The organism is Pseudomonas sp. GM55 (assembly GCF_000282395.1).
GTDB lineage: Bacteria > Pseudomonadota > Gammaproteobacteria > Pseudomonadales > Pseudomonadaceae > Aquipseudomonas > Aquipseudomonas fluorescens_CC.
Map to the genome: position 1 here is coordinate 38189 of NZ_AKJJ01000091.1, position 25963 is coordinate 64151.

Annotated in this window: 18 protein-coding genes and 1 pseudogene; 8 read left to right on the forward strand and 11 right to left on the reverse strand. The window is 60.6% G+C overall.

Annotated elements, in window-relative coordinates:
• Positions 1 to 86: 86 nt before the first annotated feature.
• Complete coding sequence (locus tag PMI31_RS22275) at positions 87 to 1172, forward strand: catalase family peroxidase (protein WP_008020887.1); 1086 nt, start codon at positions 87 to 89, stop codon at positions 1170 to 1172.
• A complete protein-coding gene (locus tag PMI31_RS22280) occupies positions 1169 to 1714 on the forward strand; it encodes a cytochrome b (RefSeq protein ID WP_008020888.1) in 546 nt (181 codons plus the stop codon). Before PMI31_RS22275 ends, PMI31_RS22280 begins: the two co-directional genes overlap by 4 nt.
• Before the next feature lie 52 nt (positions 1715 to 1766).
• Here the strand turns inward: PMI31_RS22280 and PMI31_RS22285 are convergent, their stop codons facing one another.
• The gene (locus PMI31_RS22285; RefSeq protein ID WP_008020890.1) at positions 1767 to 2918 is read right to left on the reverse strand and encodes a M14 family metallopeptidase; all 1152 of its coding nucleotides are present in this window, start codon (positions 2916 to 2918) and stop codon (positions 1767 to 1769) included.
• Between the two features lie 487 nt (positions 2919 to 3405).
• Positions 3406 to 3741 (reverse strand): annotated as a pseudogene (locus PMI31_RS22290) (DUF6124 family protein); the annotation flags it as partial.
• Between the two features lie 129 nt (positions 3742 to 3870).
• On the opposite strand from PMI31_RS22290, the gene PMI31_RS22295 reads away from it, so the two are divergent.
• Positions 3871 to 4518, forward strand: coding sequence for a LexA family protein (locus PMI31_RS22295; protein WP_008020894.1), 648 nt, complete (start codon positions 3871 to 3873; stop codon positions 4516 to 4518).
• Between the two features lie 39 nt (positions 4519 to 4557).
• Here PMI31_RS22295 and PMI31_RS22300 read toward each other — a convergent pair whose 3' ends face one another.
• From PMI31_RS22300 to PMI31_RS22315, 4 genes are all read right to left on the reverse strand, one after another.
• Positions 4558 to 6513, reverse strand: coding sequence for an acetyl/propionyl/methylcrotonyl-CoA carboxylase subunit alpha (locus PMI31_RS22300; protein ID WP_008020895.1), 1956 nt, complete (start codon positions 6511 to 6513; stop codon positions 4558 to 4560).
• Positions 6513 to 7325 (reverse strand): gamma-carboxygeranoyl-CoA hydratase, encoded by an 813-nt coding sequence (locus PMI31_RS22305; RefSeq protein WP_008020896.1) that lies wholly within the window; start codon positions 7323 to 7325, stop codon positions 6513 to 6515. The genes PMI31_RS22300 and PMI31_RS22305 overlap by 1 nt, the downstream gene beginning before the upstream one ends.
• 133 nt (positions 7326 to 7458) lie before the next feature.
• Positions 7459 to 9066 (reverse strand): carboxyl transferase domain-containing protein, encoded by a 1608-nt coding sequence (locus PMI31_RS22310; protein ID WP_008020897.1) that lies wholly within the window; start codon positions 9064 to 9066, stop codon positions 7459 to 7461.
• A 12-nt stretch (positions 9067 to 9078) separates the two neighbouring features.
• Entirely contained in the window at positions 9079 to 10242 is a 1164-nt protein-coding gene (locus PMI31_RS22315; RefSeq protein ID WP_008020898.1) for an isovaleryl-CoA dehydrogenase, read from the reverse strand.
• A 301-nt stretch (positions 10243 to 10543) separates the two neighbouring features.
• On the opposite strand from PMI31_RS22315, the gene PMI31_RS22320 reads away from it, so the two are divergent.
• Complete coding sequence (locus PMI31_RS22320) at positions 10544 to 12238, forward strand: AMP-binding protein (RefSeq protein ID WP_008020899.1); 1695 nt, start codon at positions 10544 to 10546, stop codon at positions 12236 to 12238.
• 667 nt (positions 12239 to 12905) lie between these two features.
• On the opposite strand, the gene PMI31_RS22325 is transcribed toward PMI31_RS22320, so the two are convergent.
• The 3 genes from PMI31_RS22325 to PMI31_RS22335 form a co-directional block, all read right to left on the reverse strand.
• On the reverse strand, positions 12906 to 13805 hold the full coding sequence (locus PMI31_RS22325; protein ID WP_008020901.1) for a hydroxymethylglutaryl-CoA lyase: 900 nt from the start codon (positions 13803 to 13805) through the stop codon (positions 12906 to 12908).
• Positions 13806 to 13961: 156 nt separating this feature from the next.
• Positions 13962 to 14363, reverse strand: a complete 402-nt coding sequence (locus tag PMI31_RS22330) for a MerR family transcriptional regulator (protein ID WP_007980992.1) — start codon at positions 14361 to 14363, stop codon at positions 13962 to 13964.
• A 218-nt stretch (positions 14364 to 14581) separates the two neighbouring features.
• Positions 14582 to 15511: a LysR family transcriptional regulator gene (locus PMI31_RS22335; RefSeq protein ID WP_007970503.1), complete on the reverse strand. Its 930-nt coding sequence runs from the start codon at positions 15509 to 15511 to the stop codon at positions 14582 to 14584.
• Between the two features lie 166 nt (positions 15512 to 15677).
• Here PMI31_RS22335 and PMI31_RS22340 point away from each other — a divergent pair, with 166 nt between their 5' ends.
• Complete coding sequence (locus tag PMI31_RS22340; protein WP_008020903.1) at positions 15678 to 16907, forward strand: acyl-CoA dehydrogenase; 1230 nt, start codon at positions 15678 to 15680, stop codon at positions 16905 to 16907.
• 117 nt (positions 16908 to 17024) lie between these two features.
• Here the strand turns inward: PMI31_RS22340 and PMI31_RS22345 are convergent, their stop codons facing one another.
• Both PMI31_RS22345 and xthA read right to left on the reverse strand, forming a co-directional pair.
• Positions 17025 to 18365 carry a substrate-binding domain-containing protein gene (locus PMI31_RS22345; RefSeq protein ID WP_008020905.1) on the reverse strand — a complete coding sequence of 447 codons (1341 nt, stop codon included), beginning with the start codon at positions 18363 to 18365 and terminating at the stop codon, positions 17025 to 17027.
• Between the two features lie 190 nt (positions 18366 to 18555).
• Positions 18556 to 19368 carry an exodeoxyribonuclease III gene (gene xthA, locus PMI31_RS22350; RefSeq protein ID WP_008020906.1) on the reverse strand — a complete coding sequence of 271 codons (813 nt, stop codon included), beginning with the start codon at positions 19366 to 19368 and terminating at the stop codon, positions 18556 to 18558.
• 296 nt (positions 19369 to 19664) lie between these two features.
• Here xthA and PMI31_RS22360 point away from each other — a divergent pair, with 296 nt between their 5' ends.
• From PMI31_RS22360 to PMI31_RS22370, 3 genes are all read left to right on the forward strand, one after another.
• On the forward strand, positions 19665 to 20315 hold the full coding sequence (locus PMI31_RS22360) for a GNAT family N-acetyltransferase (RefSeq protein WP_008020908.1): 651 nt from the start codon (positions 19665 to 19667) through the stop codon (positions 20313 to 20315).
• Positions 20316 to 20393: 78 nt separating this feature from the next.
• Complete coding sequence (locus PMI31_RS22365; RefSeq protein WP_043302566.1) at positions 20394 to 22121, forward strand: autotransporter assembly complex protein TamA; 1728 nt, start codon at positions 20394 to 20396, stop codon at positions 22119 to 22121.
• Positions 22118 to 25789: a translocation/assembly module TamB domain-containing protein gene (locus PMI31_RS22370; RefSeq protein ID WP_008020913.1), complete on the forward strand. Its 3672-nt coding sequence runs from the start codon at positions 22118 to 22120 to the stop codon at positions 25787 to 25789. Before PMI31_RS22365 ends, PMI31_RS22370 begins: the two co-directional genes overlap by 4 nt.
• The last annotated feature ends 174 nt before the right edge of the window (positions 25790 to 25963 follow it).

Below are 25963 nucleotides of genomic sequence, written 5' to 3' on the forward strand. Positions count from 1 at the left end.
AATAAATACCGCGCGTGGGAATAATCCTGTGTGCGGTTCGTCTGCTTGATTCTTCTCACTTGTGGCCGATGGCCCTGGAGTCTTTCATGGTAGATCGATCATCACCGCCACCCCGGCCACCCTTGAGCGCGGCGAGCCTGACGTTGCGTCTGGCTGGCATTGCCGTGGTCCTTGCCGCAGTGGCCGGGGCGTTTGCCTACGTCAACGGTACCTTCGATCCACAGCGCCTGACCCCGAAGAAACTGATCAACGTGCTGGAAACCAACAACGGCGTGCATCCGGGTTTCCGTCGCAACCATGCCAAAGGCGTGTGCGTGATCGGGCATTTCGAGAGCAGTGGCGAGGCGCGCAGCTATTCCTCCGCTCAGGTGTTCAACGAAGCGCGGACCCCGGTGGTCGGGCGTTTCGCCTTGCCGGCCGGTAATCCCTATGCGCCGGACAGTGCCGTGCCGATTCGCAGCATGGCCTTGCGCTTCACTCAGGCCAACGGCCAGCAGTGGCGTACGGGGATGAACAGCATGCCGGTGTTCCCGGTGGGCACGCCCGAGGCGTTCTATCAATTGCAAAAAGCCCAGTCGCCAGACCCGGCCACTGGCAAACCGGACCCCAAGGCGGTACCGGCGTTTTTTGCTTCGCACCCGGAAGCCGCACCGTTCCTGGCCTGGATCAAAACCGCCAAGCCGTCGGCCAGTTACGTGACCGAAAACTACAACAGCGTCAATGCGTTCTACCTGGTCAACGCGGCGGGCCAGCGCCAGGCCGTGCGCTGGAACATGGTGCCGATGGCCCAGGACGCACCCGGGGCCACGGCACCGCAGGGCAGTGATTTTCTGGAGAAAGACCTGGCTCAGCGCATCGCCGCCGGCCCGTTGCGCTGGCAGTTGAACATCACCCTGGCCAACCCCGGCGATCCGGTCAACGACGCCAGCAAAGCCTGGTCCGAAGGGCGCAAGGTGTTGAACGCTGGCACCCTGGTGCTGGAAAAGACTCAGCCGCAACTCGACGGTGAATGCCGTGACATCAACTACGACCCGCTGGTGTTGCCTGCCGGGATCGAAGGTTCCGACGACCCGTTGCTCGCCGCTCGTTCAGCCGGTTACGCCAATTCCTACCTGCGTCGCACCAGCGAAGTCAGCCAGTTGCCCGCCGCCCAACAGGAGACCCGGCAATGAGCACCCAACCGAACCACTTCGCCCCGTTGGCGCGCCTGCTGCACTGGCTGATGGCGCTGATGATCATCGCCATGCTGTTCATCGGCGCCGGCATGGTCGCCTCGGTGTCCGAGCGGCATGAGTGGCTGATTCATCTGCACAAACCCTTGGGCATCGCGATCTTGCTCTTGGTGATCGTGCGGCTGGTGGTGCGCTTTTCCACCACGCAGCCACCGCTGCCGGCGGACCTGCCAAGTTGGCAGGCGCTGGCGGCCAAGGCGTCGCATGTCTTGTTGTATGCGTTGATGCTGGTTTTGCCGCTGCTGGGTTGGGCGATGATTTCGGCGTCGGGTGAGCCGGTAATGCTCAGCAGTTCGCTGCAACTACCGTCGATTGTGCCGGCGAACCCGCAGGTGTTTGCCTTCCTGCGCAAGGCGCACGGGTATCTGGCGTATCTGCTGTTTTTGACCGTGTTGCTGCATTTGGCGGCGGCGCTGTTTCACGGCTGGGTGCGCCGTGATGAGGTGCTGGACAGCATGTTGCGGGGTAGGGATCGCGGTTGAAAGCTGCCGATCAATCATTGTGGCGAGGGGGCAAGCCCCTCGCCACAGGTGGTCAGCGCAGGGTATCGACCATATCGGCCAGCGTGGTCAGCACATCCTTGCCCAGCTGTTTCGACCGCTTGCCCGACCAACCGGTTTCCACGTTCGGATGATTATCGTGATCCTTGAACGGCATTTCCAGGGTCAGCGACAGGCAGTCGTACTTCTGCCCGACGCTGTTGCAGGCCAGCGTCATGTTGGCTTTGCCCGGTTCGTCGCGGGTGTACCCGTGCTTGGTCTGGAAGTCCTTGGTGGTGTGCTTCAGATGGCTGCGGAAGTGCTCCTCGAGCTTTTCGATCCGCGGCGAGTAACCGGGGTTGCCCTCGCAACCGGCGGTGAATACGTGGGGGATTTCCTCGTCACCATGGACGTCGAGGAACATGTCGACGCCATACTTTTCCATCTGCTGCTGCACGAAAAAGACTTCCGGGCTGATTTCCTGGCTGGCGCTCTGCCAGGCGCGATTGAGGTCCTGGCCCATGGCGTTGGTGCGCAGGTGGCCGTGGAAAGCACCATCCGGGTTCATGTTCGGCACCAGGTACAGGTCGGCGCTGGCCAGCAGTTTGTTCAGTACCGGATCGTCCTGTTTTTCCAGGCGCTCGATCACGCCTTCCATGAACCACTCGGCCATGTGTTCGCCCGGATGTTGCTGGGCAATCATCCACACCTTGCGCCGGCCTTCGGCCCCGGTGCCTTTACGCAATAACTGGATGTCGCGACCTTCGACACTTTTGCCGGTGGCCAGCAACTCAGTGCCAGCCTTGCTCAGCGCCTGCTCGATCAGCCAGTCGTGGCGACCACGGCTGTAGGGTTCGAAGTAGGCGAACCAGGCGTGGGTCTGCTCGGCTTCGAGGCCGAAGCGCAGGCAGTCACCTTCAAAAATGGTCGGTACGCGGAACCAGTTGACGTGATCGTAGGACGCTACCGCCTGATAACCGGTCCAGGCCTTGTTATAGGAGGATTGGCTGGCATTGTTCAGGCGAAACCAGTGCTCCTGCCCGACATGCAGGCCGCTGGCCTTGAAGTGGAACCACTGGAAATGAGCACTGCGGGTGTCCGGGCGAATGGCCAGAAGCGGTCTTAGCGGGTCGCTGATGTCGATGACTTGGATGTTGCCGCTGTCGAAGTTGGCACTGATGTCGAAAGAGGATTTAGCCACGGCCATAATCGGGTCCTGAATATGATTTTTATGGCGGCTACTTTACACGCAAGAGTGGGGTGAAACCGAGGGAAATTGCGGGGTGCAGGGGGGGCGTCCTCCTTGACGCAGTCGCAGCTTAGAGATTGTGCGATTGATTCTCAAGTGCTATTTGTCGCTGGTTTGAACCAGTGATGGCGGGCTTCTCTTGCCGGGCGCCATTCTTTTGATATCATTCGCGCCATCGAATTTGCGACACCCAAAGACTTCATTAGCCTGAAGCCAACAGCCAGAAAACTGGCAAAAAAAGACCCGGCAAAAAGCCGGGTCAAAAACCGTGATTAGCCTGATGAGGAGATAGTCCAGGAGACCGACCTAAGGTCACCTGGTCCATCGACTGATCTCGCGATCAGTTGATGCAATAATAATCATTCTCGTTTGCAAGTCAAACGTTTTCACCTGCGCGATAGGAAAATTCTTTCCTCTCCTCTCGATTTACCTTCTCACCTCGACCGTTTTCATACTTCTCCAGCGAACGATCGACCATCGCTTTGGCCATGTCGATCATATGCACAGCCGAAAACGCCAGGTCGCGGTTTGCGCCTTGCAGGTGGCTGGCTGATTCATACGCGGTGGCGGCAGCACAGCGCAGCAGGTCCAAGGCATGAACCAGTGCCTCTTCGCCGTTAACATTGCGGTTCACATCAAAAAAACGCGGCTCGGCAACGTCCTCGGAAATAGCTGGTTTCAAGTAATAGTCCAGCGCGCGTTGTGCAGCCGCTGAGCCTTGGGGCGAGGTGAGGGTGGTGTCGATTTGCATGTCCGACAGGTCATTGGCGGGTGGGTTCATGGTGATGGCAAGCTCCGTGTTAGATTCAGATCCGTGAATTGATACTAGTACGAACTGTATTTGTGACGATAATTTAAATACTACAACTTGTGTTTTGATGGCCGGAGTCACCCACGTATCGTGCCGCACATGGATAAATGGATCGAATTGGTCAAGGCCAAGATGAGTGAACTCAAAATCACTCAAGAGATACTCGCCGAGCGCCTCGGGATGTCCCAGGGCGGCATTGGCCATTGGCTCAACAAACGTCGTGAACCCGGCATCGAAGACATGAATCGTGTGCTGCGGGCGCTGGGCCTCGAGTTTCTCGAGGTGGCGCTGGTGATCCGGGAACCGCAGGCGTCAACCGACGACGAAATCCCCCTGACACAGAAGTACAACCCGTACTTTCGCTACCCGATCAGTGACTGGCGTGAACCGGCCGAAGTGCGCGACGGCGAAGTCGCGGTGTACGCAAAGGGGCGTTCTGAACTGTCCGATTACCACGCTCGGGGGGCGGCGTTCTGGTTGAGAGTGGCAGGTGATGCGATGACCGCACCCAATGGCATCAGCATCCCGGAAGGCATGCTGATTCTGGTGGACCCGGCCGTGGAAGCCGTGCCTGGCAAACTGGTCATTGCCCAGTGGCCGGACAGCGCCGAAGCCACGTTCCGCAAGTTGATCGAAGAGGGCGGGCAGCGTTACCTGGTCCCGCTCAATCCGACGTATCCGAAAGCCTTGTACACCGACGAATGTCGAATCATCGGCGTAGTGGTTCAGGCAACGACCAAGTTTTGATCAGATCGGTCCTCGCGAGGCGTAGGACCGATCTTCATTTCACGCTTCTTCCAGTTCGACCAGCGCACTGCCTTCGCTGACCATCTCGCCTTCCTGGCAATACAGCGCCTTGATCACCCCGGCATGGGGTGCGCGGATGCTGTGCTCCATTTTCATCGCTTCCAGCACCACCAGTTGCGCCCCGGCTTCGACCGTTTGCCCGGCCTCCACCAACACGCGCACGATGCTGCCGTTCATCGGTGCGGTCAGCCCGCCGTGATGGCTATGGCTGGCCTCGACGGCGCTGATCGGGTCGTAAGCCTCGATGCGGCGCAACTCGCCATCCCACTGCAAATACACATACTCGCCACGGCGTATTGCGCGGTGTTGACGGCGTACACCAGCCTGCTCGGTCAGCAACTGCTCGCCCTTGAGTCGAGCGCTGTGGGCATCGATGTCGCCCAGCGTCAGCGCCCGGTCCTGGCCTTCACAACTCAAGTGAAGGGTGATTTCTCTCGGCAAACCGGCACGCAGCCCATTACCCGCCGCCCATGGCGAACTCGGATCATCGGCACGGGTTGCAGGCGGCTGGCTCTGGGCAAACGCCTGAGCAGCGGCCTGCCAGAAATCATCGCTGAGTTGCGCTGGCGTCGGCAGCAACTGTTCCTGATAGCGCGGAATGAATCCGGTATCCAGTTCGGCAGCGGCAAATGCCGGGTGGCCGATGATGCGCCGCAGGAAATTGATGTTGGTCTTCAGACCGCCGATGGCGAATTCGTCCAGCATGCTCAGCAGGAGCAAGCGCGCCTGTTCACGGTCCTCGCCCCAGGCAATCAGCTTGCCGAGCATCGGGTCGTAGAACGGCGAAATTTCATCGCCCTCTTCAACGCCGCTGTCCACTCGGCGCCCCGGCCCCTGGGCGGATTCGCGATAAAGCTCCAGGCGACCGGTCGCCGGCAGGAAATCATTGCCCGGATCTTCGGCATACAGCCGCACTTCGATCGCGTGCCCCACCAGTGGCACCTGATCCTGAGTGATCGGCAACGCTTCGCCGCGTGCCACGCGAATTTGCCAGGCCACCAGGTCGAGGCCGGTGATGGCTTCGGTAACAGGGTGTTCCACTTGCAGGCGGGTGTTCATCTCCATGAAGAAGAACTCGCCACGCGCATCCAGCAAAAATTCCACGGTGCCGGCGCCGACATAACCGATGGCCTGGGCTGAACGCACGGCGGCCTCACCCATGGCGCGACGCAGTTCCGGGCTCAGGCCTGGTGCCGGGGCTTCTTCGACGACTTTCTGGTGCCGCCGCTGAATCGAGCAGTCACGTTCGTTGAGGTACAGGCAGTTGCCGTGCTGGTCGGCGAACACCTGGATTTCCACGTGACGTGGCTTGAGCAGGTATTTTTCCACCAGCATCCGCGAATCGCCGAACGACGATTGTGCCTCTCGCTGTGCCGAGGCCAGGGCTTCGGCCAGTTGGCTGACGTCCTCGACCACTTTCATGCCTTTGCCGCCGCCACCCGCGGTGGCCTTGAGCAGCACCGGGTAGCCGATGCGCTCGCAGGCGGCGCGGAAGGTTTCCAGGTCCTGGGCTTCGCCGTGATAACCGGGCACCAACGGCACGCCGGCGGTTTCCATCAAGGCCTTGGCGGCGGATTTGCTGCCCATGGCGTCGATGGCCGAGGCAGGCGGGCCGAGGAATATCAGACCGGCGCTTTCAATGGCGCGGGCGAACCCGGCGTTTTCCGACAGAAAGCCGTAGCCGGGGTGAATCGCCTGGGCGCCACTGGCCTTGGCGGCGGCAATCAGTTTGTCGATTTGCAGGTAGCTGTCGGCGGCTTTGCTGCCACCGAGGTCGACACGAATATCGGCTTCGCGGCTGTGCCGGGCGTCACGGTCGGTGGCGCTGTGCACGGCCACGGTCGTCAGGCCCAGCGCCTTGGCGGTACGCATCACCCGGCAGGCGATTTCGCCACGGTTGGCCACCAGCAGGGTGGTGAGGACTGGTGCGCTCATCAGCGGGGCTCCTTGGTGGTTTCGGCTTGCCAGCTCGGCGGACGTTTTTGCAGGAAGGCGCGCAGGCCTTCCTGGCCTTCCGGGCTGACGCGGATGCGGGCGATTGCGTTTTCGGTGTAGCGGCGCAATGCCGGGGTCAGTGAGCCGTCGCCGACTTCGCGCAACAGCTCCTTGCTGGCGCGCATCGCGGCCGGGCTGTTGAGCAGCAGGTTGTCGATCCACTGCTCGACTTTCTGTTCCAGTTCGGCACTTGCATAGCTTTCCGACAACAGACCGATTTCCCGTGCCCGTTGCCCGCCGAAGCGCTCCGCGGTCAAGGCATAGCGACGAGTAGCGCGCTCGCCGATGGCTTGCACCACGAACGGACTGATCACCGCCGGCGCAAGGCCGATGCGCACTTCCGACAGGCAGAACTGCGCGTCATCGGCACCGATGGCCATGTCGCAGCAACTGATCAGGCCCAGCGCGCCGCCAAAGGCCGCGCCTTGTACCACGGCCAGGGTCGGAACTTTCAGTTTGGCCAGGTTGTACATCAACTCCGCCAGTTCCCGGGCGTCATCAAGGTTGGTGGCGTAATCGAGTTCGGCCGATTGCTGCATCCAGGCCAGGTCGGCGCCGGCGCTGAAATGTTTGCCGCGGCCGCGCACGATCAGAAATCGCAGGCTGGCATCGCTGGCGACTTTGTCGAGGGCGAGGATCAGCTCGCGGATCATTTCGGCATTGAAGGCGTTGTTCTTTTCTTCACGGCTGAGCCACAGGGTGGCAAAACCACGCGGGTCGGTCAGCAGTTCGAGGGTGTTGAAGTCGCTCATATTGTCCGTCTCCACAATTCTGTTCTTCTGTAGGAGCGAGCAAGCTCGCGATGATCTTGAGGACGCCGCTGGGTGTCAGGCTTTCAGCGTTATCGTTGACGACCATCGCGAGCGAGCCCGCCCCTACAAAAAATCACATCCGGAACACGCCGAAGCGGCTCGGTTCGATTGGCGCGTTCAACGACGCGGACAAGGCCAGGGCCAGTACGTCGCGGGTCTGGGCCGGGTCAATGACGCCGTCGTCCCACAAGCGAGCACTGGAGTAGTAGGGGTGACCCTGTTCTTCGTACTGGTCGAGGATCGGTTGCTTGATCTCGGCTTCCTGCTCGGCACTGAAACCATGGCCGCTGCGTTCGGCCTGTTCGCGCTTGACCTGCACCAGAACACCGGCAGCCTGTTCGGCGCCCATCACGCCGATGCGTGCGTTCGGCCACATCCACAGGAAACGCGGATCGTAGGCGCGGCCACACATGCCGTAGTTACCGGCGCCGAAGCTGCCGCCGATGATCACCGTGAACTTCGGCACCTTGGCGCAAGCCACCGCCGTCACCAGCTTCGCGCCGTGCTTGGCAATACCGCCGGCCTCGTATTTCTGGCCGACCATGAATCCGGTGATGTTCTGCAAGAACAGCAACGGAATGCCGCGCTGACAGGCCAGCTCAATAAAGTGCGCGCCTTTCTGCGCCGCTTCAGCGAAGAGAATGCCGTTGTTGGCGAGGATCGCGATCGGGTAACCGTGCAGGTAAGCAAAACCGCAGACCAGCGTTGTCCCGAACAGCGCCTTGAACTCGTCGAACACCGATCCGTCCACCAGTCGCGCAATCACTTCGCGCACGTCAAATGGTTGCTTGGCGTCGGCCGGGACCACACCGTACAACTCGTCACTGCTGTAGAGCGGGGCGATCGGCGTGCGTTGCTGAACCTCACCTTGCTTGCGCCAGTTGAGGTTGGCGACGCTGCGGCGCGCCAGTGCCAGAGCGTGCTCGTCGCTCTCGGCGTAATGGTCGGCCACCCCGGAAATCTTGCAATGCACATCGGCCCCACCGAGGTCTTCGGCACTGACCACCTCACCGGTCGCGGCCTTCACCAGCGGCGGGCCGGCGAGGAAGATCGTCGCTTGTTCGCGGACCATGATTGCTTCGTCGGCCATCGCCGGCACATACGCGCCGCCAGCGGTGCAGGAGCCCATGACCACGGCAATCTGCGGAATGCCCATGGCGCTCATGTTGGCCTGGTTGAAGAAGATCCGCCCGAAGTGCTCGCGGTCCGGAAACACTTCATCCTGACGCGGCAGGTTGGCACCGCCCGAATCCACCAGATAGATACACGGCAGGTGATTCTGCTGGGCGATGGTCTGGGCGCGCAGGTGTTTTTTCACCGTCAGTGGGTAATACGAGCCACCTTTTACCGTGGCGTCGTTGGCGACGATCATGCATTCGACGCCTTCCACGCGGCCAATCCCGGCAATCACGCCAGCCGCTGGAACGTCTTCGCCATACACCTCATAGGCCGCCAGTTGACTGATTTCCAGAAACGGAGAACCCGGATCCAGCAAGCGGTTGATGCGCTCGCGGGGCAGCAATTTACCCCGCGAGGTGTGGCGTTCCTGAGCCTTCGGGCCGCCACCTTGTGCCACTTGCGCGAGCAGGGTGTGCAGGGCATCGACCTGTTTGAGCATCGCCGCGCTGTTGGCGGCGAACTCCGCTGAACGAGGGTTGAGCTGGGTATGCAGGATAGCCATGGGCAGCTCCGTTTAGCGGGTTTCGTTGAACAGTTCGCGACCGATCAGCATGCGACGGATCTCACTGGTGCCGGCGCCGATTTCGTACAACTTGGCGTCACGTAGCAGACGGCCGGCCGGGAATTCGTTGATGTAGCCGTTGCCACCGAGAATCTGGATCGCGTCGAGGGCCATTTGCGTGGCACGTTCGGCGGAATAGAGAATTACCCCGGCGGCGTCCTTGCGCGTGGTTTCGCCGCGCTCGCAAGCCTGGGCCACGGCGTACAGGTAGGCGCGGCTGGCGTTGAGTTGGGTGTACATGTCGGCGACTTTGCCCTGGATCAGCTGGAATTCGCCGATGCTCTGGCCGAACTGCTTGCGGTCGTGGATGTACGGCACGATCAGGTCCATGCACGCCTGCATGATCCCGGTCGGGCCACCGGACAGGACAACGCGCTCGTAGTCGAGGCCGCTCATCAGCACTTTCACGCCGCCGTTGAGCACGCCGAGAATGTTTTCTTCCGGCACTTCGACGTCATCGAAAAACAGCTCGCAGGTGTTCGAACCACGCATGCCGAGCTTGTCGAACTTATTGCTGCGGCTGAAGCCTTTCCAGTCGCGCTCGACGATGAAGGCGGTGATGCCGTGAGGGCCTTTTTCCAGGTCGGTCTTGGCGTAGATCACATAGGTGTTGGCGTCCGGACCGTTGGTGATCCAGGTCTTGCTGCCGTTGAGCACGTAGTGATCGCCGCGTTTATCGGCACGCAGTTTCATCGAGACCACGTCGGAACCGGCATTCGGTTCGCTCATGGCCAATGCGCCGATGTGCTCGCCGCTGATCAGCTTCGGCAGGTATTTGGATTTCTGTTCGTGATTGCCGTTGCGATTGATCTGGTTGACGCAGAGGTTGGAGTGGGCGCCATAGGACAACGCCACCGAGGCCGAACCACGGCTGATTTCTTCCATGGCCACCACGTGGGCCAGGTAACCCAGGCCGGCACCGCCGTACTCTTCCGGCACAGTAATGCCCAGCAGGCCCATGTCGCCGAATTTGCGCCACAGGTCGGCGGGGAACAGGTTGTCGGTGTCAATCTGAGCGGCGCGCGGGGCGATCTCTTTGGCGACGAAGGACTGAACCTGATCGCGCAGCATGTCGATGGTTTCACCGAGGGCAAAGTTCAGGGATGGATAGCTCATGGGTCACCTTTTGGCTTTTTTGTCGGTTGGTGAGACAGTCAATCAGTTCTCACCTTTACGTTAACGTAAACCTGTGACGAATGGCTGTCAATCACCCTTTACGTTAACGTCAACTTGAGCGAGAGTAGAGGCAGTTCAAGATAGAACGCGGACGAACCTTGTGGGAGCGAGCTTGCTCGCGATGAACTTAAAGGCGACGCATTTTTCAGGCAGTACGCGTCATCGTTGACCTCCATCGCGAGCAAGCTCGCTCCTACAGGTAACCGCGAGTAGCCCATTAATAAAGACAATAGGGGTCGTCATGGATCAACCCAGTGCAAGCCCGCAACGCAGTTACACCCGTGGTTCCCAGGACAAAGCCTTGCTGGCGATGACTATCGGCCAGGCGTTCGACAACACGGTTGCGCAGTACCCGGACGGGGAGGCGCTGGTGGTGCGCCATCAACAGCTGCGTTACACCTGGCGGCAATTGGCCGAGGCCGCGGACCTTCACGCCAGAGCACTGCTGGCGTTGGGGCTGCAAGCCGGGGACCGCCTCGGCATCTGGGCGCCGAACTGTGCGCAGTGGTGCATCAGCCAGATTGCCACCGCGAAAATCGGCGTGATTCTGGTCAACATCAATCCCGCGTATCGCAGTTCCGAACTCGAATACGTACTGAAGCAATCCGGTTGCCAATGGCTGGTATGCGCCGGGGCCTTCAAGACCTCGAACTACCACGCGATGCTGCAAGGCCTGGTGCCGGAACTGGCCGAGCAATCCATCGGCAAGTTGCACAGCGAGCGGTTGCCGGAGTTGCGGGGTGTCGTCAGCCTGGATGCGCAGCCACCGTCGGGGTTCCTGCCATGGTCGCAACTGGCCGATCTGGCGGGCAGCGTGACGCTCGAGCAACTGCATGAGCGTCAGGACAGCCTGCATTTCGATCAGCCGGTGAATATCCAGTACACCTCCGGCACCACCGGTTTCCCCAAGGGCGCGACCCTCAGCCACTACAACATCCTCAACAATGGCTACATGGTCGGCGAAAGCCTGGGCCTGACGGCGGCCGATCGCCTGGTGATCCCGGTGCCGCTGTATCACTGCTTCGGCATGGTCATGGGCAACCTCGGCTGCATCACCCATGGCAGCACAATGATTTATCCGAATGACGCGTTCGATCCGCTGCTGACCCTCAACACTGTTGCCGAAGAAAAGGCCACGGCGTTGTACGGGGTTCCAACCATGTTCATCGCCATGCTCGATCAGCCGCAACGCGCGGAATTCGACCTGTCGAGCCTGCGCACCGGGATCATGGCGGGCGCAACATGTCCTATCGAAGTGATGCGCCGGGTCATCAGCGAAATGCACATGAGTGAAGTGCAGATTGCCTACGGCATGACGGAAACCAGCCCGGTGTCGTTGCAGACCGGTCCGTCGGACGATCTGGAACTGCGCGTCACCACGGTCGGGCGCACCCAGCCGCAACTGGAAAGCAAGATCATTGACGAGGCGGGCAACCTGGTACCCCGTGGCACCATCGGTGAGCTGTGTACCCGTGGCTACAGCGTGATGCTCGGCTACTGGAACAACCCGCAAGGTACAGCAGAAGCCATCGATCAGGCAGGCTGGATGCACACCGGCGACCTGGCGAGCATGAACGATGAGGGGTACGTGTGCATTGCCGGGCGCAACAAGGACATGATCATCCGCGGCGGTGAGAACATTTACCCGCGGGAGCTGGAAGAGTTTTTCTTCACTCATCCGGCTGTTGCGGATGTTCAGGTGATCGGCATTCCCTGCTCGCGCTACGGCGAAGAGATCGTCGCCTGGATCAAGTTCCACCCCGGCCACAGCGCCACCGAGCAAGAGCTGCAAACCTGGTGCAAGGAGCGCATCGCGCACTTCAAGACGCCGCGCTACTTCAAGTTCGTCGAGGAGTTTCCAATGACCGTGACCGGCAAGATCCAGAAATTCCGGATGCGCGAGATAAGCGTTGCGGAGCTCAAAGCGAAGCTGTAGGAGCTGGCTTGCCAGCGAAGGCGGAGGGTCATTCAGCATTCATGTTGACTGGTCTGCCGCCATCGCGAGCAAGCTCGCTCCTACAGGGGGCGGTGTAAAACCTGAATGTCAGACAGCACAAAGGGGAGCCGAAGCTCCCCTTTAATTTGTCGTTGCGCGTGCTCTTTTTTTATTATTGAGGGTCGGTCTGTTTTTGTTTTTGGCAACCGTTGCCCTTTACCGCTGTTTTTGGCGATCCCCATCCGGGATCAAGAGCAAACGTATTTTTTTGAGCGCTGATCTACTTTTTCGCCAAGCGATCCAACCAGTTCGGGAGCTACCTGAAGGTAGTTTTATTGTTCTCTGTCCGGTTGCGGGTCACTCCGAAAAGCACCCTGAAAAGCACATCTTCTCCAAAAAAATCTGTTAGCTGCGTCTCTGCCGTGTTGTTTTTGTTATGTCAGAGTCGTTACGTCTTGTTTTTATTAGGTTTGTCGCAATTTTTTTATTCTTGTTGTGCGAGAGAGATAGCAGGAGCCGTGCCAACTTTTAAAAAGCCTTTAAAATCAACGACTTGTAGATTTGTAGGGTTTTTCGCCTCAGGCAAAACCCTACATTTTGTTTCCGTGTTACTCGCCTGCGCCCACGTTTGAGTCTGCGCGGTAACACCCGGACACACTCAGCGTACTCACTGTGCGCTGCGCGCCTTGGCCACGCGGGAACCGGTAGGGCGACCCAATACTGTGCAAATCTGCTGACCGGCGAGCATCAAGGCGTCGAGATCGATCCCGGTGTCGATACCCAGGCCGTTGAGCAGGTAAACCACGTCTTCGGTCGCGACGTTACCGCTGGCGCCCTTGGCATAGGGGCAGCCGCCCAGGCCAGCGATGGAGCTGTCGAACACCGAGATGCCTTCCAGCAGACTGGCGTAGATGTTGGCCACAGCCTGACCGTAGGTGTCATGGAAGTGCCCCGCGAGGTTTTCCCGGGGGACATCCTTTGATACCACTTCAAACATCTTGCGGGTTGCGCCAGCGGTGCCGGTGCCGATGGTGTCCCCCAGCGAGACCTCATAGCAGCCCATGGCATAGAGCTCGCGAGCGACTACGGCAACTTGCTCCGGTGCGACGTTACCTTCATAGGGGCAGCCCAGCACACAGGACACATACCCGCGCACGGTTACCCCGTGTTGTCTGGCGGCGTCCATGATCGGCCCGAAACGCTCCAGGCTCTCGCTGATCGAGCAATTGATGTTGCGTTGGGAAAAAGCTTCGGATGCCGCCGCGAACACCGCCACTTCCTTGACTCCGGCGGCGAGGGCATCTTCGAAACCGCGCAGGTTGGGAGCGAGCGCGCCATACACCACACCCGGTTTGCGCTGGATCTGCGCGAAGACATCGGCGGAACCGGCCATCTGCGGCACCCACTTGGGTGAAACGAAACTGCCGACTTCTATATAGCCCAGGCCCGCGGCCGTGAGCGCGTCGACCAGTTGCACCTTGTCGGCGACGCTGATGGGCTGGGCTTCGTTCTGCAGGCCGTCGCGTGGGCCGACTTCGACAATGCGTACGTGGGTGGGGAGGGACATGGGCTTCGACCTGTGCTGATTGTCTGAATGTGCAAAAAACCTGTAGGAGCGAGCTTGCTCGCGATGGACTCCCAGGCACCGCGTTTATCCAGCAGACACGCGTTATCGTTAACGGCCATCGCGAGCAAGCTCGCTCCTACAGAGGGCGGTGTGGATTTACTGAATTGATTCCTGGCTTTTGAGCGTCTGCTCCAGCGCTTGCACGCAGCGTTCTTCGGCAGTATCCAGCTCCAGTTTCATCTGTTCGATGTCCAGCAACTGCTGCTCAAGCTGCTCACGGCGCTCGCTGATTTTCGCCAGCATGCTGTGCAGTTGCTTGGTGTTACCGCTGGACGGGTCGTAAAGCTCGATCAGCTCGCGGCATTCAGCCAGCGAGAAACCGATGCGTTTGCCCCGCAGGATCAGCTTCAGACTGACCTTGTCGCGGGGCGAGTAAATGCGTTCCTGGCCACGGCGCTCAGGGCTGAGCAGGCCTTGCTCTTCATAAAAGCGAATGGCCCGGGTGGTGATATCGAGCTCGCGGGCGAGATCGGAAATGCTGTAGGTCTGGCTGCTCATGGGCGCGCTCGCAAAAGGTCATGGCGCTAAGCTAATGGCAGGTTGACGTTTACGTCAAGGGGCAGGGGTTTTCTGTGTGCTGACGGGCCTCATCGTCGGATCGCCGCCCGGACCAAGCCCGCTCCCACAAGGATCTTGGTCATGCACAAAATTGGGTACACCGAAATTCTTTGTGGGAGCGGGCTTGCCCGCGATCAAGGACACCTCGGTATCAAGCCTTAAACCTTCTCGAGCTTTTTCTCCTGCGCCGTCACCTGCTGGCACAACTCGATCATCTGCTCGCGCATCCAGCGGTTCGCCGGGTCCTGGTCGGTGCTTTCGTGCCAGTACAGGTGGGTTTCCACCGGTGGCACATCATTGACCGGCAGGTAGAAGGCGTGCAGGTCGTTGCGGCGGGCGAAACGTTCCGGCACGGTCATGACCATGTCCGTCTGCTGCAACACTTGCGAGGCCATCAGGTAATGCTGGGAGCGCAGGGCGATCTTGCGCTGGATGCCCATCTTGCCCAGCGCCAGGTCGACATAACCAAGGCCACTGCGGCGGCTGGAAATATGGATGTGGGTCAGGCTCAGGTAATCATCCAGCGTGAGCTTCTCCTTGCCCGCCAGCGGATGCCCCTTGCGCATGGCGCACACGTAGCGGTCTTCCATCAACTTGACGTGACGTACCTGCGGGTCGGTGTTGAGCGGCGCATCGACCGCGAAGTCGAGGCGTCCGGCCGCCAGTTCCTTGGTGGTTTCGCGACGTTTGGACAGGAAGCTTTCGATGATCACCGTCGGTGCCAGGCGGCGCAGGCGCTGGAACAGCGGCGGCAGGATCACCGCTTCGGTGAGGTCGGTCATGCTGATGCGGTAGGTCTTGACCGCTTGCTGCGGGTTGAAAATGCGGCTTTCCTGCACCGACACGCGCAGCAGCGAGAGCGCGTTGCGTACCGGACCGATGATGTTCTGGGCCATGGGCGTCGGCACCATGCCCTGGGCGGTGCGCACGAACAGCGGGTCGTTGAAGGTCTCGCGCAGACGCGCCAGCGCATTCGACACCGCCGGTTGGGTGATGCCGACGATTTGCCCGGCGCGGGTCAGATTGGCTTCGGTGTAGATCGCGTCGAAGACGATGAAAAGGTTGAGATCGACCTTGCTCAGATTCATTACGCGGGCTCTCTTATTGTGTGGGCGGACGGACCGTGACGATCAGTCGATCATATATCGGTGATGAATGTTAATACACGCCGAGAATAGGCTAGGTAAATTATCAACGCTGTTCTAGCATCGATTGCATGATCTAAACAACCTCCCCCAAGAAGGTATCTCGCTCATGGATTTCGCTTATTCGCCCAAGGTTCAGGAACTGCGCGAGCGCGTGACTGCGTTCATGGACACCTACGTTTATCCCGCCGAAGCCGTGTTCGAACGCCAGGTCGCCGAAGGCGATCGCTGGCAGCCGACCGCGATCATGGAGGAGCTCAAAGTCAAGGCCAAGGCCGAAGGCCTGTGGAATTTGTTTCTGCCTGAGTCCGAACTGGGTGCGGGCCTGACCAACCTCGAATACGCGCCGCTGGCGGAAATCATGGGCCGCTCGCTGCTGGGGCCAGAGCCGTTCAACTGCTCGGCACCGGACACCGGCAACATGGAAGTGCTGGTGCGTTACGCCAACGAAGAGCAGAAACAACGCTGGCTCGAACCTTTGCTGCGCGGCGAGATCCGCTCGGCATTCGCCATGACCGAACCGGATGTCGCATCCTCCGATGCCACCAACATGGCCGCCCGTGCGGTGCGCGATGGCGACGAGTGGGTGATCAATGGCAAGAAATGGTGGACCTCGGGTGCTTGCGACCCGCGCTGCAAAATCCTGATTTTCATGGGGCTGAGCAATCCGGACGGGCCACGTCACGCCCAGCACTCGATGATTCTGGTGCCGGTGGACACCCCCGGGGTAAAAATCCTGCGTCCGCTGCCGGTGTTCGGCTACGACGACGCTCCCCACGGTCACGCCGAGGTGCTGTTCGAGAATGTCCGGGTGCCGTACGAAAACGTCTTGCTGGGCGAAGGCCGTGGCTTCGAAATTGCGCAAGGTCGCCTTGGCCCGGGCCGGATTCACCACTGCATGCGTTCGATCGGCATGGCCGAACGAGCACTGGAACTGATGTGTAAACGCTCGGTGAGCCGTACGGCATTCGGCAAACCATTGGCGCGGCTGGGCGGTAACGTCGACAAGATCGCCGATTCGCGGATGGAGATCGACATGGCACGCCTGCTGACACTGAAGGCGGCGTACATGATGGACACGGTTGGCAACAAAGTGGCCCGCAGCGAGATCGCGCAGATCAAGGTCGTCGCGCCAAACGTTGCGTTGCGCGTGATCGACCGGGCGATCCAGATCCATGGCGGGGCAGGGGTTTCCAACGATTTCCCGCTGGCCTACATGTACGCGATGCAGCGCACCCTGCGCCTGGCCGACGGCCCGGACGAAGTGCACCGTGCGGCGATTGGCAAGTTCGAGATCGGCAAGTATGTGCCGAAGGAAATGATGCGTAGCAGCCACTGACAGGCACCGCGTTATCGTTCATCGCGGGCAAGCCCGCTCCCACAGGTTCGGTGCAGTCCTTGTGGGAGCGGGCTTGCCCGCGATGGCGTCAGCCGATTCAACACAGCAACACCAGATTCAATACACCCAAACCTCAACCCGCCGATTCCTGATCCTTCCCTCATCGGCGCTATTGGCCGCTACCGGCATTTCGGCACCGAATCCACGAATCTCGCGAAACACCACGCCGCTCTTCACCAACTCCCGCCGTACCGCCATGGCCCGCAGTTTCGACAACAGGTCGGCGCGCGCCGGGTCGCTCTTGGCATCGCCAAAGCCCACCAGCGTGACCTGCCCATCGGTCTTGCCGTGCTGCTTTATATAGTCGAGCACCCGCCACAGGTCCTGTCGGGCCTTGTTGTCCAGGGTGGCGCTGCCTTCCTCGAAACGGAAGTTCACCGACAGCCGTTGCGCGTGACGGCTCAGCGCCTGATAACCCTCGGGCATCAACGCGTTGGGGGTAACGGCCATGGCCTGGACGGTTTGGGCAATAAAGCCGTTGGCGGCCACGATGGCTTGACCGCCAGTGCTTTGGGCAAAGGCCACCAGGGCTTTGGCCCAGGGATTTTGTTCGTTGGGTGGCAGGTAGAAAAACAATCGGCGGGACAGTGGATAGTCTTCCGTGGCAATCAGGCTATTGAGCGGCAGCATGGCTTGCGATTGACCGTCGACAATGGCCACGGCCTTGGCCTGGCGCACGTAGGGTAAACCGATGAAGCCGATGCCTTGTGGGTCTGCGCTGACCGCATCGGACAGTTGTTCGCTGGATTCGAAACGTTTCGCCGCGCTGCCGAGTTTTTTCCCGCGACCACTGAGGACCAGTTCCTTGAAGGTGTCGTAGGTCCCGGACCGATCATCCCGCGCATACAGATGAATCGGCCCACCGTGGCCGCCGACGTCTTCCCAGGTCGTCACTTCGCCACTGAAGATGCGCGCCAGTTGCACGGTGTCGAGTTGATTCAGCGGATTGTCCGGGTGAAGGATGATCGCCAGGCCGTCGATGGCGATGACCTGTTCGGCGCTCGGGCTTTTCAGGTCCCCGAGCGATTGCAGGCTGGCCAGTTCGCTGTCCTTGATCGGGCGCGATGAAGCGGTCAGGTCGGCACTGGCTGTTTTCAACGCGGTGAAACCGGTGCTGGAGCCATGGGCTGCCACTTCAACCACGACCCGACGGCCCTGAAGGGTTTCGCCGACAATGCGCAGTTCGTTGGCGGTGTCCGGGGTTTCGCGGTGAATCCTGCGCAGGCCCTGTGCGCTCAGCAACCCTTCGACCAGCGCCGGCCCCAATGCCGCACCGATGGTGTTGGAGCCGTGAATGCGCAGCACCGGGCCGTGTTCGGGTGTCGGCAAGTCGCCGGCCGAGGCGGCTTGCGGCAAGCCCATGCACAGCATTAACAGGAACAACACGCGCAGCATCATGCCGGCACCTTATAGAGCCAAAGGAGGTGTCGGGAGATTAAGTCAGTAAGGTTTCCGAAAAATGACACTTTGCAAATGTGGGAACGAGTCTGCTCGCGATGGGGCCATCACATTCAATGTCGATGTTGAATGTAAGACCGCTATCGCGAGCGAGCTCGCTCCTACAGGGGGTTGATGTGGCCGTTGGACGTTAGCTCAACTCAAGCCAGATCGGCGCATGGTCCGAAGGTTTTTCCATGCCGCGCAGCTCGTAGTCCACCCCGGCGGCCTTCACCCGTGGCAGCAAGCCGTGGGAGGCGAGGATCAGGTCGATACGCAGGCCACGCTTGGGCTCGTCTTCAAAGCCACGGCTGCGGTAGTCGAACCAGCTGAAGGTGTCGGTCACGTCCGGGTTCAAGTGACGGAAACTGTCGACCAGGCCCCAGTTTTTCAGGCGGGCCATCCACTCGCGCTCTTCCGGCAGGAAGCTGCATTTGCCGGTTTTCAGCCAGCGCTTCATATTGTCCGGGCCGATGCCGATGTCGCAGTCTTCCGGGGAAATGTTCACATCGCCCATCACCACCAGTGGCTGGTCGTTCTTGAACTGGCTTTCCAGCAATTGCTGCAAATCGTTGTAAAAGCGTTCCTTGGCGGGGAATTTGGTCGGGTGGTCGCGGCTTTCGCCCTGCGGGAAATAACCGTTCATGATGGTCACCGGCACGCCGTTGGCGTCGGCGAAGGTGCCCCAGATGAAACGCCGTTGGGCGTCTTCTTCGTCGGTGGCGAATCCTTTATGCAGGGCCAGCGGCTCCTGGCGCGAGAGCAGGGCGACGCCGTAGTGGCCCTTTTGCCCGTGGAAATACACGTGGTAGCCCAGCGCCTTGACTTCATCGAGGGGGAACTGGTCGTCGTGGACCTTGGTTTCCTGCAGGCCGATCACATCGGGCTGGTGCTTTTCGATCAGCGCCGCCAGCTGATGGGGGCGGGCGCGCAGCCCGTTGATGTTGAAGGAGACGATCTTCATGGTCGGCAGTCCTGGCAAAAGGGCGATGCTAGCTGACATGTGGGAATCGGGCCAGTGTGGGGGGAGGGGATTTACTGTGTTCTATCAGATCTGTGTAGACAGTCCTGGCCCCTTCGCGGGCAAGCCCGCTCCCACAGGTTATGAGCCTGTCTTCGCTTTTGTGGGCGCGGGCTTGCTCGCGAAGGCGATTTCATTGCCTACACTGATTGCGAATCTGTAAGGAACTGTGTCGGTGCCAATCAGCTCGTAACAACAAGAGCGCAGCCATCCGAGCTGTGCCGGGGAGATCAACCGTCATGCCCGAAACCTCGACCGTCATCGCCGATATTCACATGCTCGACAGCGGCTACGCCCGCGAAGCGCGTTCGCTGCTGTACCAGGCTTATCGACACGAGCCGACCTTCGGCTATTTGTTCGAAGCCGAACGCCCCGGTTACGAACAGCGGGTTCGCGCCACCGTGCGCGAACTGGTGACCCAGCATTTTCTCCAGGACCTGCCGGCCATCGGCCTGCTGGTCAACGACCGCCTGATCGGCATCGCCCTGATCGCACCGCCGCAACGTCGTCTTGGCGTCACCGAAAGTTGGGCCTGGCGCCTGCGCATGGTGCTCAGCACGGGATTTCGCTGCACACGTCGCTACCTCGAATATCACGCTGCCGTGGAGGCCTGCGTGCCCAACGACTCGGTGCACGTCCTGCCATTGCTGGGGGTGCATCCGCAGTTTCAGGGCAAACACTTCGGCGAGCAGTTGCTGCAGGCCGTGCACAACTGGTGCGCGGTGGATGAACACTCACAGGGCGTGATTCTCGACACCGGCAATCCGCGTTATCTGGAGTTCTACAAGCGTCAGGGTTATGAAGAAATCGGTGAGGTCGCCGTAGGACCGATTCGCGAGCATGTGTTTTTTCACCCCAATCCCCAAGTGTTACACAGCGCATCGGCCTGAACCGCGAACTTTCTTTGCATGTCAGGCTCTATCACGCTTCCATGTTCATGATCCATGCTCGTGATAGCATCCGCGCCTATGAAGTTTCCAGGAAGAAATACCAGCGGTGTGCTGATGCTGATGATCAGCTGCGCGGCGCTGGCACAAAGTGAATTGGATGTGCGGGTCAAACCGTCCAATGATGAACTGAAGGCCAATATAGAGGGCTATATCGGCAGCCTCGGCGATCGTGACGAAGAAGCCTTGCAGCGCTTCAGTCGTGGCGCCGAAGAACAGGCGCGCAAGGCCGCCCAGGCCTTGGGTTATTACCAGCCGAACATCGACAGCGAGGTGAAGGGTGGCGACACGCCGCGCCTGGTATTGAAGGTCGACCCCGGCGAGCCGGTGCATCTGCGCAATGTCACGGTGCGTGTCGACGGTCCGGCAGCCTCCCTCAAATCCTTTCGAGTCCCCAAGAGCGACGCGCTCAAGCCCGGTGCCGTGCTCAATCATGGCCACTACGAGGACGCCAAGCGCCTGATCCAGAATCAGGCTTCGCGGTATGGCTTTTTCAGCGGCCACTTCACCCGTTCAAAACTGTCGGTCGACCCGCGGGCCGGCGTCGCCGATATCGAATTGATCTATGAAAGTGGTCCGCGCTATACCCTGGGCAAGGTCAGCTTCGAAGGTGATACGCCGTTCGATGACGAGCTGCTGCAGCGCATGGTGCCTTTCAAGGCCGGTACGCCCTATGACTCGGAATTGATCGCCGAACTCAATCAGAACCTGCAATCGAGCGGCTACTTCGAAGGCGTGCGCGTGGACGCGGCACCCTCGGCGTCCAGGGACGATGCGATCCCGGTGGACGTCAAGCTTGAAACCCGCAAGCCGCGGACCATGGGCCTGGGCCTGGGTTTCTCCACCGACGTCGGCCCACGGGCCAAGGCCAACTGGACCCGGCACTGGGTCAACGCGCAAGGGCACAGTTACGGCTGGGAGGCCGAAGTTTCGGCACCACGGCAAAACGTCGGGCTGTTCTACGACATTCCGCTGGACCCACCGCTGACGGACAAACTGCGTTTTGCCGGCGGCTATCAGAATGAGGATATAGCGGGCACCGACACCCACAGCAAGCTGCTGACCCTGGGCCCCGAGTGGCACAGCAAATTGCCCAGCGGCTGGCAACGGGTGGTATCGCTGAAGTGGCAGCGTGAGGATTACCAACTGGGTGACGACTCGGGGCTCAGCAACTTGCTGATGCCCGGTGTGAGTTATTCGTACCTTAAAAGCGACAACCGCATCGACCCGCACAACGGTTATCGCCTGGCATTCGAAAGCAAAGTGGCCAAGGAAGGTCTGGGTTCCGACAGTAACCTGATCTACGGCACGGCATTGGTCAAAGGCTTGACCACGGTGTTCGACAACCATCGCTTCCTCGGGCGGGTGCAGGTCGGCGGCAGTGCCACCAACGGGTTCAAATCGGTACCGCCGTCGTTGCGCTTCTTCGCCGGTGGCGACCAGAGTGTGCGCGGTTACGACTATCAGAGCCTGTCCCCGGAAAACTCCGACGGTGACCGCATCGGTGGTCGCTACATGGTGGCCGCCAGCGCGGAATATCAGTATTCCATCGCCGAAAAATGGCGGATCGCGACCTTTGTCGATCAGGGCAACTCCTTCAATACACTCGAACTGCCGAACCTCAAGACCGGGGTTGGTATCGGCGTGCGCTGGGTATCGCCGGTGGGGCCGATCCGCCTCGACCTGGCCCATGCGCTGGACGACGATGGCGGCATTCGACTGCACTTTTCCATGGGGCCTGAGCTGTGAAGCGTGGTTTGAAAGTAACGCTGCTGGCGATGGCGGCGCTGTTGATGCTGGTTGTCCTGACGCTGGCCACGGTGTTGGGCACGGCGACGGGCAGCCGCTGGGCATTGGGCTTCGTCCCGGGTTTGACCCTGGAAAACTTCCAGGGCCGGCTGGGCGGGCAGTGGAGTGCCGACCGGGTGTTGTGGCAACAGGCCGACAACCGGGTCGAGCTGAGCCAGGTGATTTTTGCCTGGTCGCCGCTGTGCCTGACCCGCATGACCTTGTGCATCGAGCAATTGCAGGCCGATCAGGTCAGCCTGACCTTCCCGCCGGGTGCAGAAGAGCCGAGCAGCGGCCCGATCACGCTCCCGGAGCTGAAGTTGCCATTGGCCATCGAGCTGGGGGAGATCAAGGTCGGCAGCCTGCTGTTCAACGGCAGCGAAGAGCTCAAGGGTTTGCAACTGGCGGCGCACTGGACGGCGGCCGGTTTGAAGATCGATGCGGTATCGTTACAGCGCGAAGACCTGAGCCTGAACCTGTCCGGCCTGCTGCAACCGAGCGGTCACTGGCCGCTCAGCGCCGAAGGCAAACTGACCCTGTTGTCGACGCCCGAGCCCTTGGCGCTGGCGTTGAAAATCGACGGCGACCTGCTGAAAACCCTGAACCTGAAAGCCGACAGTAGCGGTTACCTCAACGGGCAACTGACAGGCGAACTGCAACCGCTGGTGGAAAACCTGCCGGCCAAGGTGCGAATCACCGCCGATGGCTTCAAGCCCAGTGCCGAGCTGCCGGACACCCTGCAGCTCAATCAGCTTGAGCTCACGGGGGCTGGCGACTTGAAAAGCGGCTACGCGCTGCTCGGCAAAGCCACGTTACCTGCCGAGCAAGGGCCAGTCGCGCTGGCGCTGCAAGGCAAGGTCGACGCCAGGGGCGCGCAGATCGCTGCGTTGGACCTGACCGCCAATGACAAGCAAAGTCTCAAGCTCACAGGGCTTCTGGATTGGAGTAAAGGCCTGAGCGCCGAGGCGAAGATCGACTGGCTGGACTTCCCGTGGCACCGTCTCTATCCGCTGATCGACGAGCCGGAGGTGGCGTTGCGCCGCTTCAATGGCGAGGTGTCCTACACCGACGGCAAGTACCTCGGTCATTTTGACGCGGCGGCGGATGGTCCGGCCGGCGCGTTCACCCTGGCCAGTCCGTTCGCGGGCGACCTGACGAAAATCTACCTGCAACAGATTCAACTCGAAGCCGGGCAGGGCAAGGCTGAAGGGCACTTGAACCTGCAATTCGCCGACGGCATTGCCTGGGACACCGCGCTCGACCTGTCGGCGATCAACCCGGCGTACTGGGTTGCAGAGCTACCGGGCACCCTGGCCGGGCCGTTGCGCAGCCAGGGCGAGATGAAGAATGAAACGCTCAGCCTCAATGCCGACCTGGACCTCAAGGGCAAACTGCGGGGGCAACCGGCGGTGATCCAGGCCAAGGCCGACGGCCGTGGTGAGCAATGGAACCTCAACGCCCTGCAAGTTCGCCTCGGCGATAACAGCATCAGCGGCAAAGGCAGCCTGCAACAGAAACTCGCCGGGCAGATCGATCTCAAGCTACCGCACCTGGCCCAGCTCTGGCCGCAACTGCGCGGCCAACTCAATGGCCGCGTGGATGTCGCCGGCACACTCAAGGCGCCCCAAGGCAAGCTTGACCTGCAAGGCTCACAACTGGCCTTCCAGGACAATCGCCTGCAAAGCCTGAACCTCGACGCCACGCTGGACAGTGCGCAACGGGCGAAAGTCGACCTCAAGGGCAGTGGCATCCGGGCCGGCGACACCGCGCTGGGAACGCTGACCGCCAGCGGCCAGGGCGACATCAAAAACCAGAAGCTGAGCCTCGACTTGCAAGGACCGAAGCTGAAACTGGCCCTGGGCCTGGACGGTATTCTGGACCAAGGCAATTGGCGTGGCCGCCTGGCCAGCGGTGATATCCAGGCCGGTGGCCAGGACTGGAGGCTGCAAGGGCCGGCGAAACTCGAACGCCTGGCGGACGGCAAAATCAACTTCGGCGCCCATTGCTGGGCATCCGGCCAGGCCAGCCTGTGCGGTGAAGACTCGCGCCTGATGCCCGAGCCAAAGCTGCGTTATCACCTCAAGCAATTCCCGATCGACAGCCTCGCGCAATGGTTGCCGAAGGATTTCGCCTGGCAGGGACGGCTCAATGCCGACCTGCAACTGGACCTGCCGGCCAGTGGTCCGAACGGCCTGATCAGCGTCGACGCCGGCGGCGGCACGTTGCGTATCAAGGAAAAGGACCAGTGGCTGGACTTCCCGTACCAGACCCTGAAACTCACCAGCAAACTCACGCCCAAACGCATCGACACCGAACTCGATTTCGCCGGTGGCAAGCTCGGCGAGCTGATGGTGCAGGCGCAGCTCAATCCGTTGCCGAAGAACAAACCGCTCAGCGGCTCGTTCCGCTTGAGCGGGCTGGACCTGTCGGTGGCGCGGCCGTTCGTGCCCATGGTCGAAAAGCTGGCCGGGCGCCTGAATGGCAGTGGCACGATTTCCGGCGGGCTGTTGGCGCCGCAGGTCAATGGCAGCCTGCAACTCAGTGACGGCGTGGTGGCCGGGCCCGAGTTGCCGATGGAGCTGCAAAACCTGCACGTTCAAGCGCTGATCGCCGGTGAAAGCGTGCAGCTCAATGGCGGCTGGAACAGCGGCAAGGCCGGGCAGGGCAGCCTGAATGGCAACATCGCCTGGGGTCAGGCGCTGGTGGTGGATCTGGCGCTCAAGGGGGCGCAGTTGCCGGTCACTGTCGAGCCTTACGCCAAGCTGGAAGTCGCACCGGACCTGAAAATTTCGATGAAGGGCGACGAGTTGGCCATCGCCGGCAAAGTGCTGGTGCCCAAGGGTGAGATCACCATTCGCGAATTGCCGCCGTCGACGGTCAAGGTCTCCGATGACACGGTGATCGTCGGACAGCAAACCGAGCAGGGCAAGCCGCCGCTGGCCATGAAGATGGACATCGAAGTGCTGGTCGGCGAAGACAAGCTGAGCTTTGCCGGGTTTGGCTTGACGGCCAATGTGCAGGGGCATGTGCACATCGGCGACAACATGGACACCCGTGGCGAGCTGTGGCTCAACGACGGCCGTTATCGCGCCTACGGGCAGCGGCTCTCGGTTCGTCGGGCACGTTTGCTATTTGCAGGTCCCATCGATCAGCCGTACCTGGACATCGAGGCCATTCGCAAGACCGACGACATCATCGCCGGCATTCGCTTGAGTGGCAGCGCCGAGCAGCCGACCACACAGATCTTCTCCGAGCCGGCCATGAGCCAGGAGCAGGCCCTGTCCTATCTGGTGCTCGGGCGTCCGCTGAGCAGCAATGGCGAAGACAACAACATGCTTGCCCAGGCAGCCCTCGGTCTGGGCCTGATGGGCAGTGCCGGAGTGACTGGCGATCTGGCCAAGAACCTGGGGATCCAGGACTTCCAGCTCGACACCCAGGGCAGCGGCACCACCACCAGTGTGGTGGCCAGCGGCAATATTTCCGAGAAGCTCAGCCTGCGCTATGGCGTTGGCGTGTTCGAACCGGCCAACACCATTGCCTTGCGCTACAAGCTGAGCAAAAAGGTCTACCTCGAAGCCGCCGGCGGCGTGGCCAGTTCGCTGGACATCTTCTACAAGCGGGATTTCTAATTCTCAATCAAGCGGCGGTTCGGCAATCCGGTTTGCCTGCTCAGGCGGCCTGATAGCCGGCGTTTGCTTTGTTGACTGAGTACATATCCATTATTTGGGTAACGGCGACTTGGGGTTTCGCCCTTACGGCGAGTCCCTTTTGGCAAACGCCCCAAAAGGAACCAAAAAGTCTCG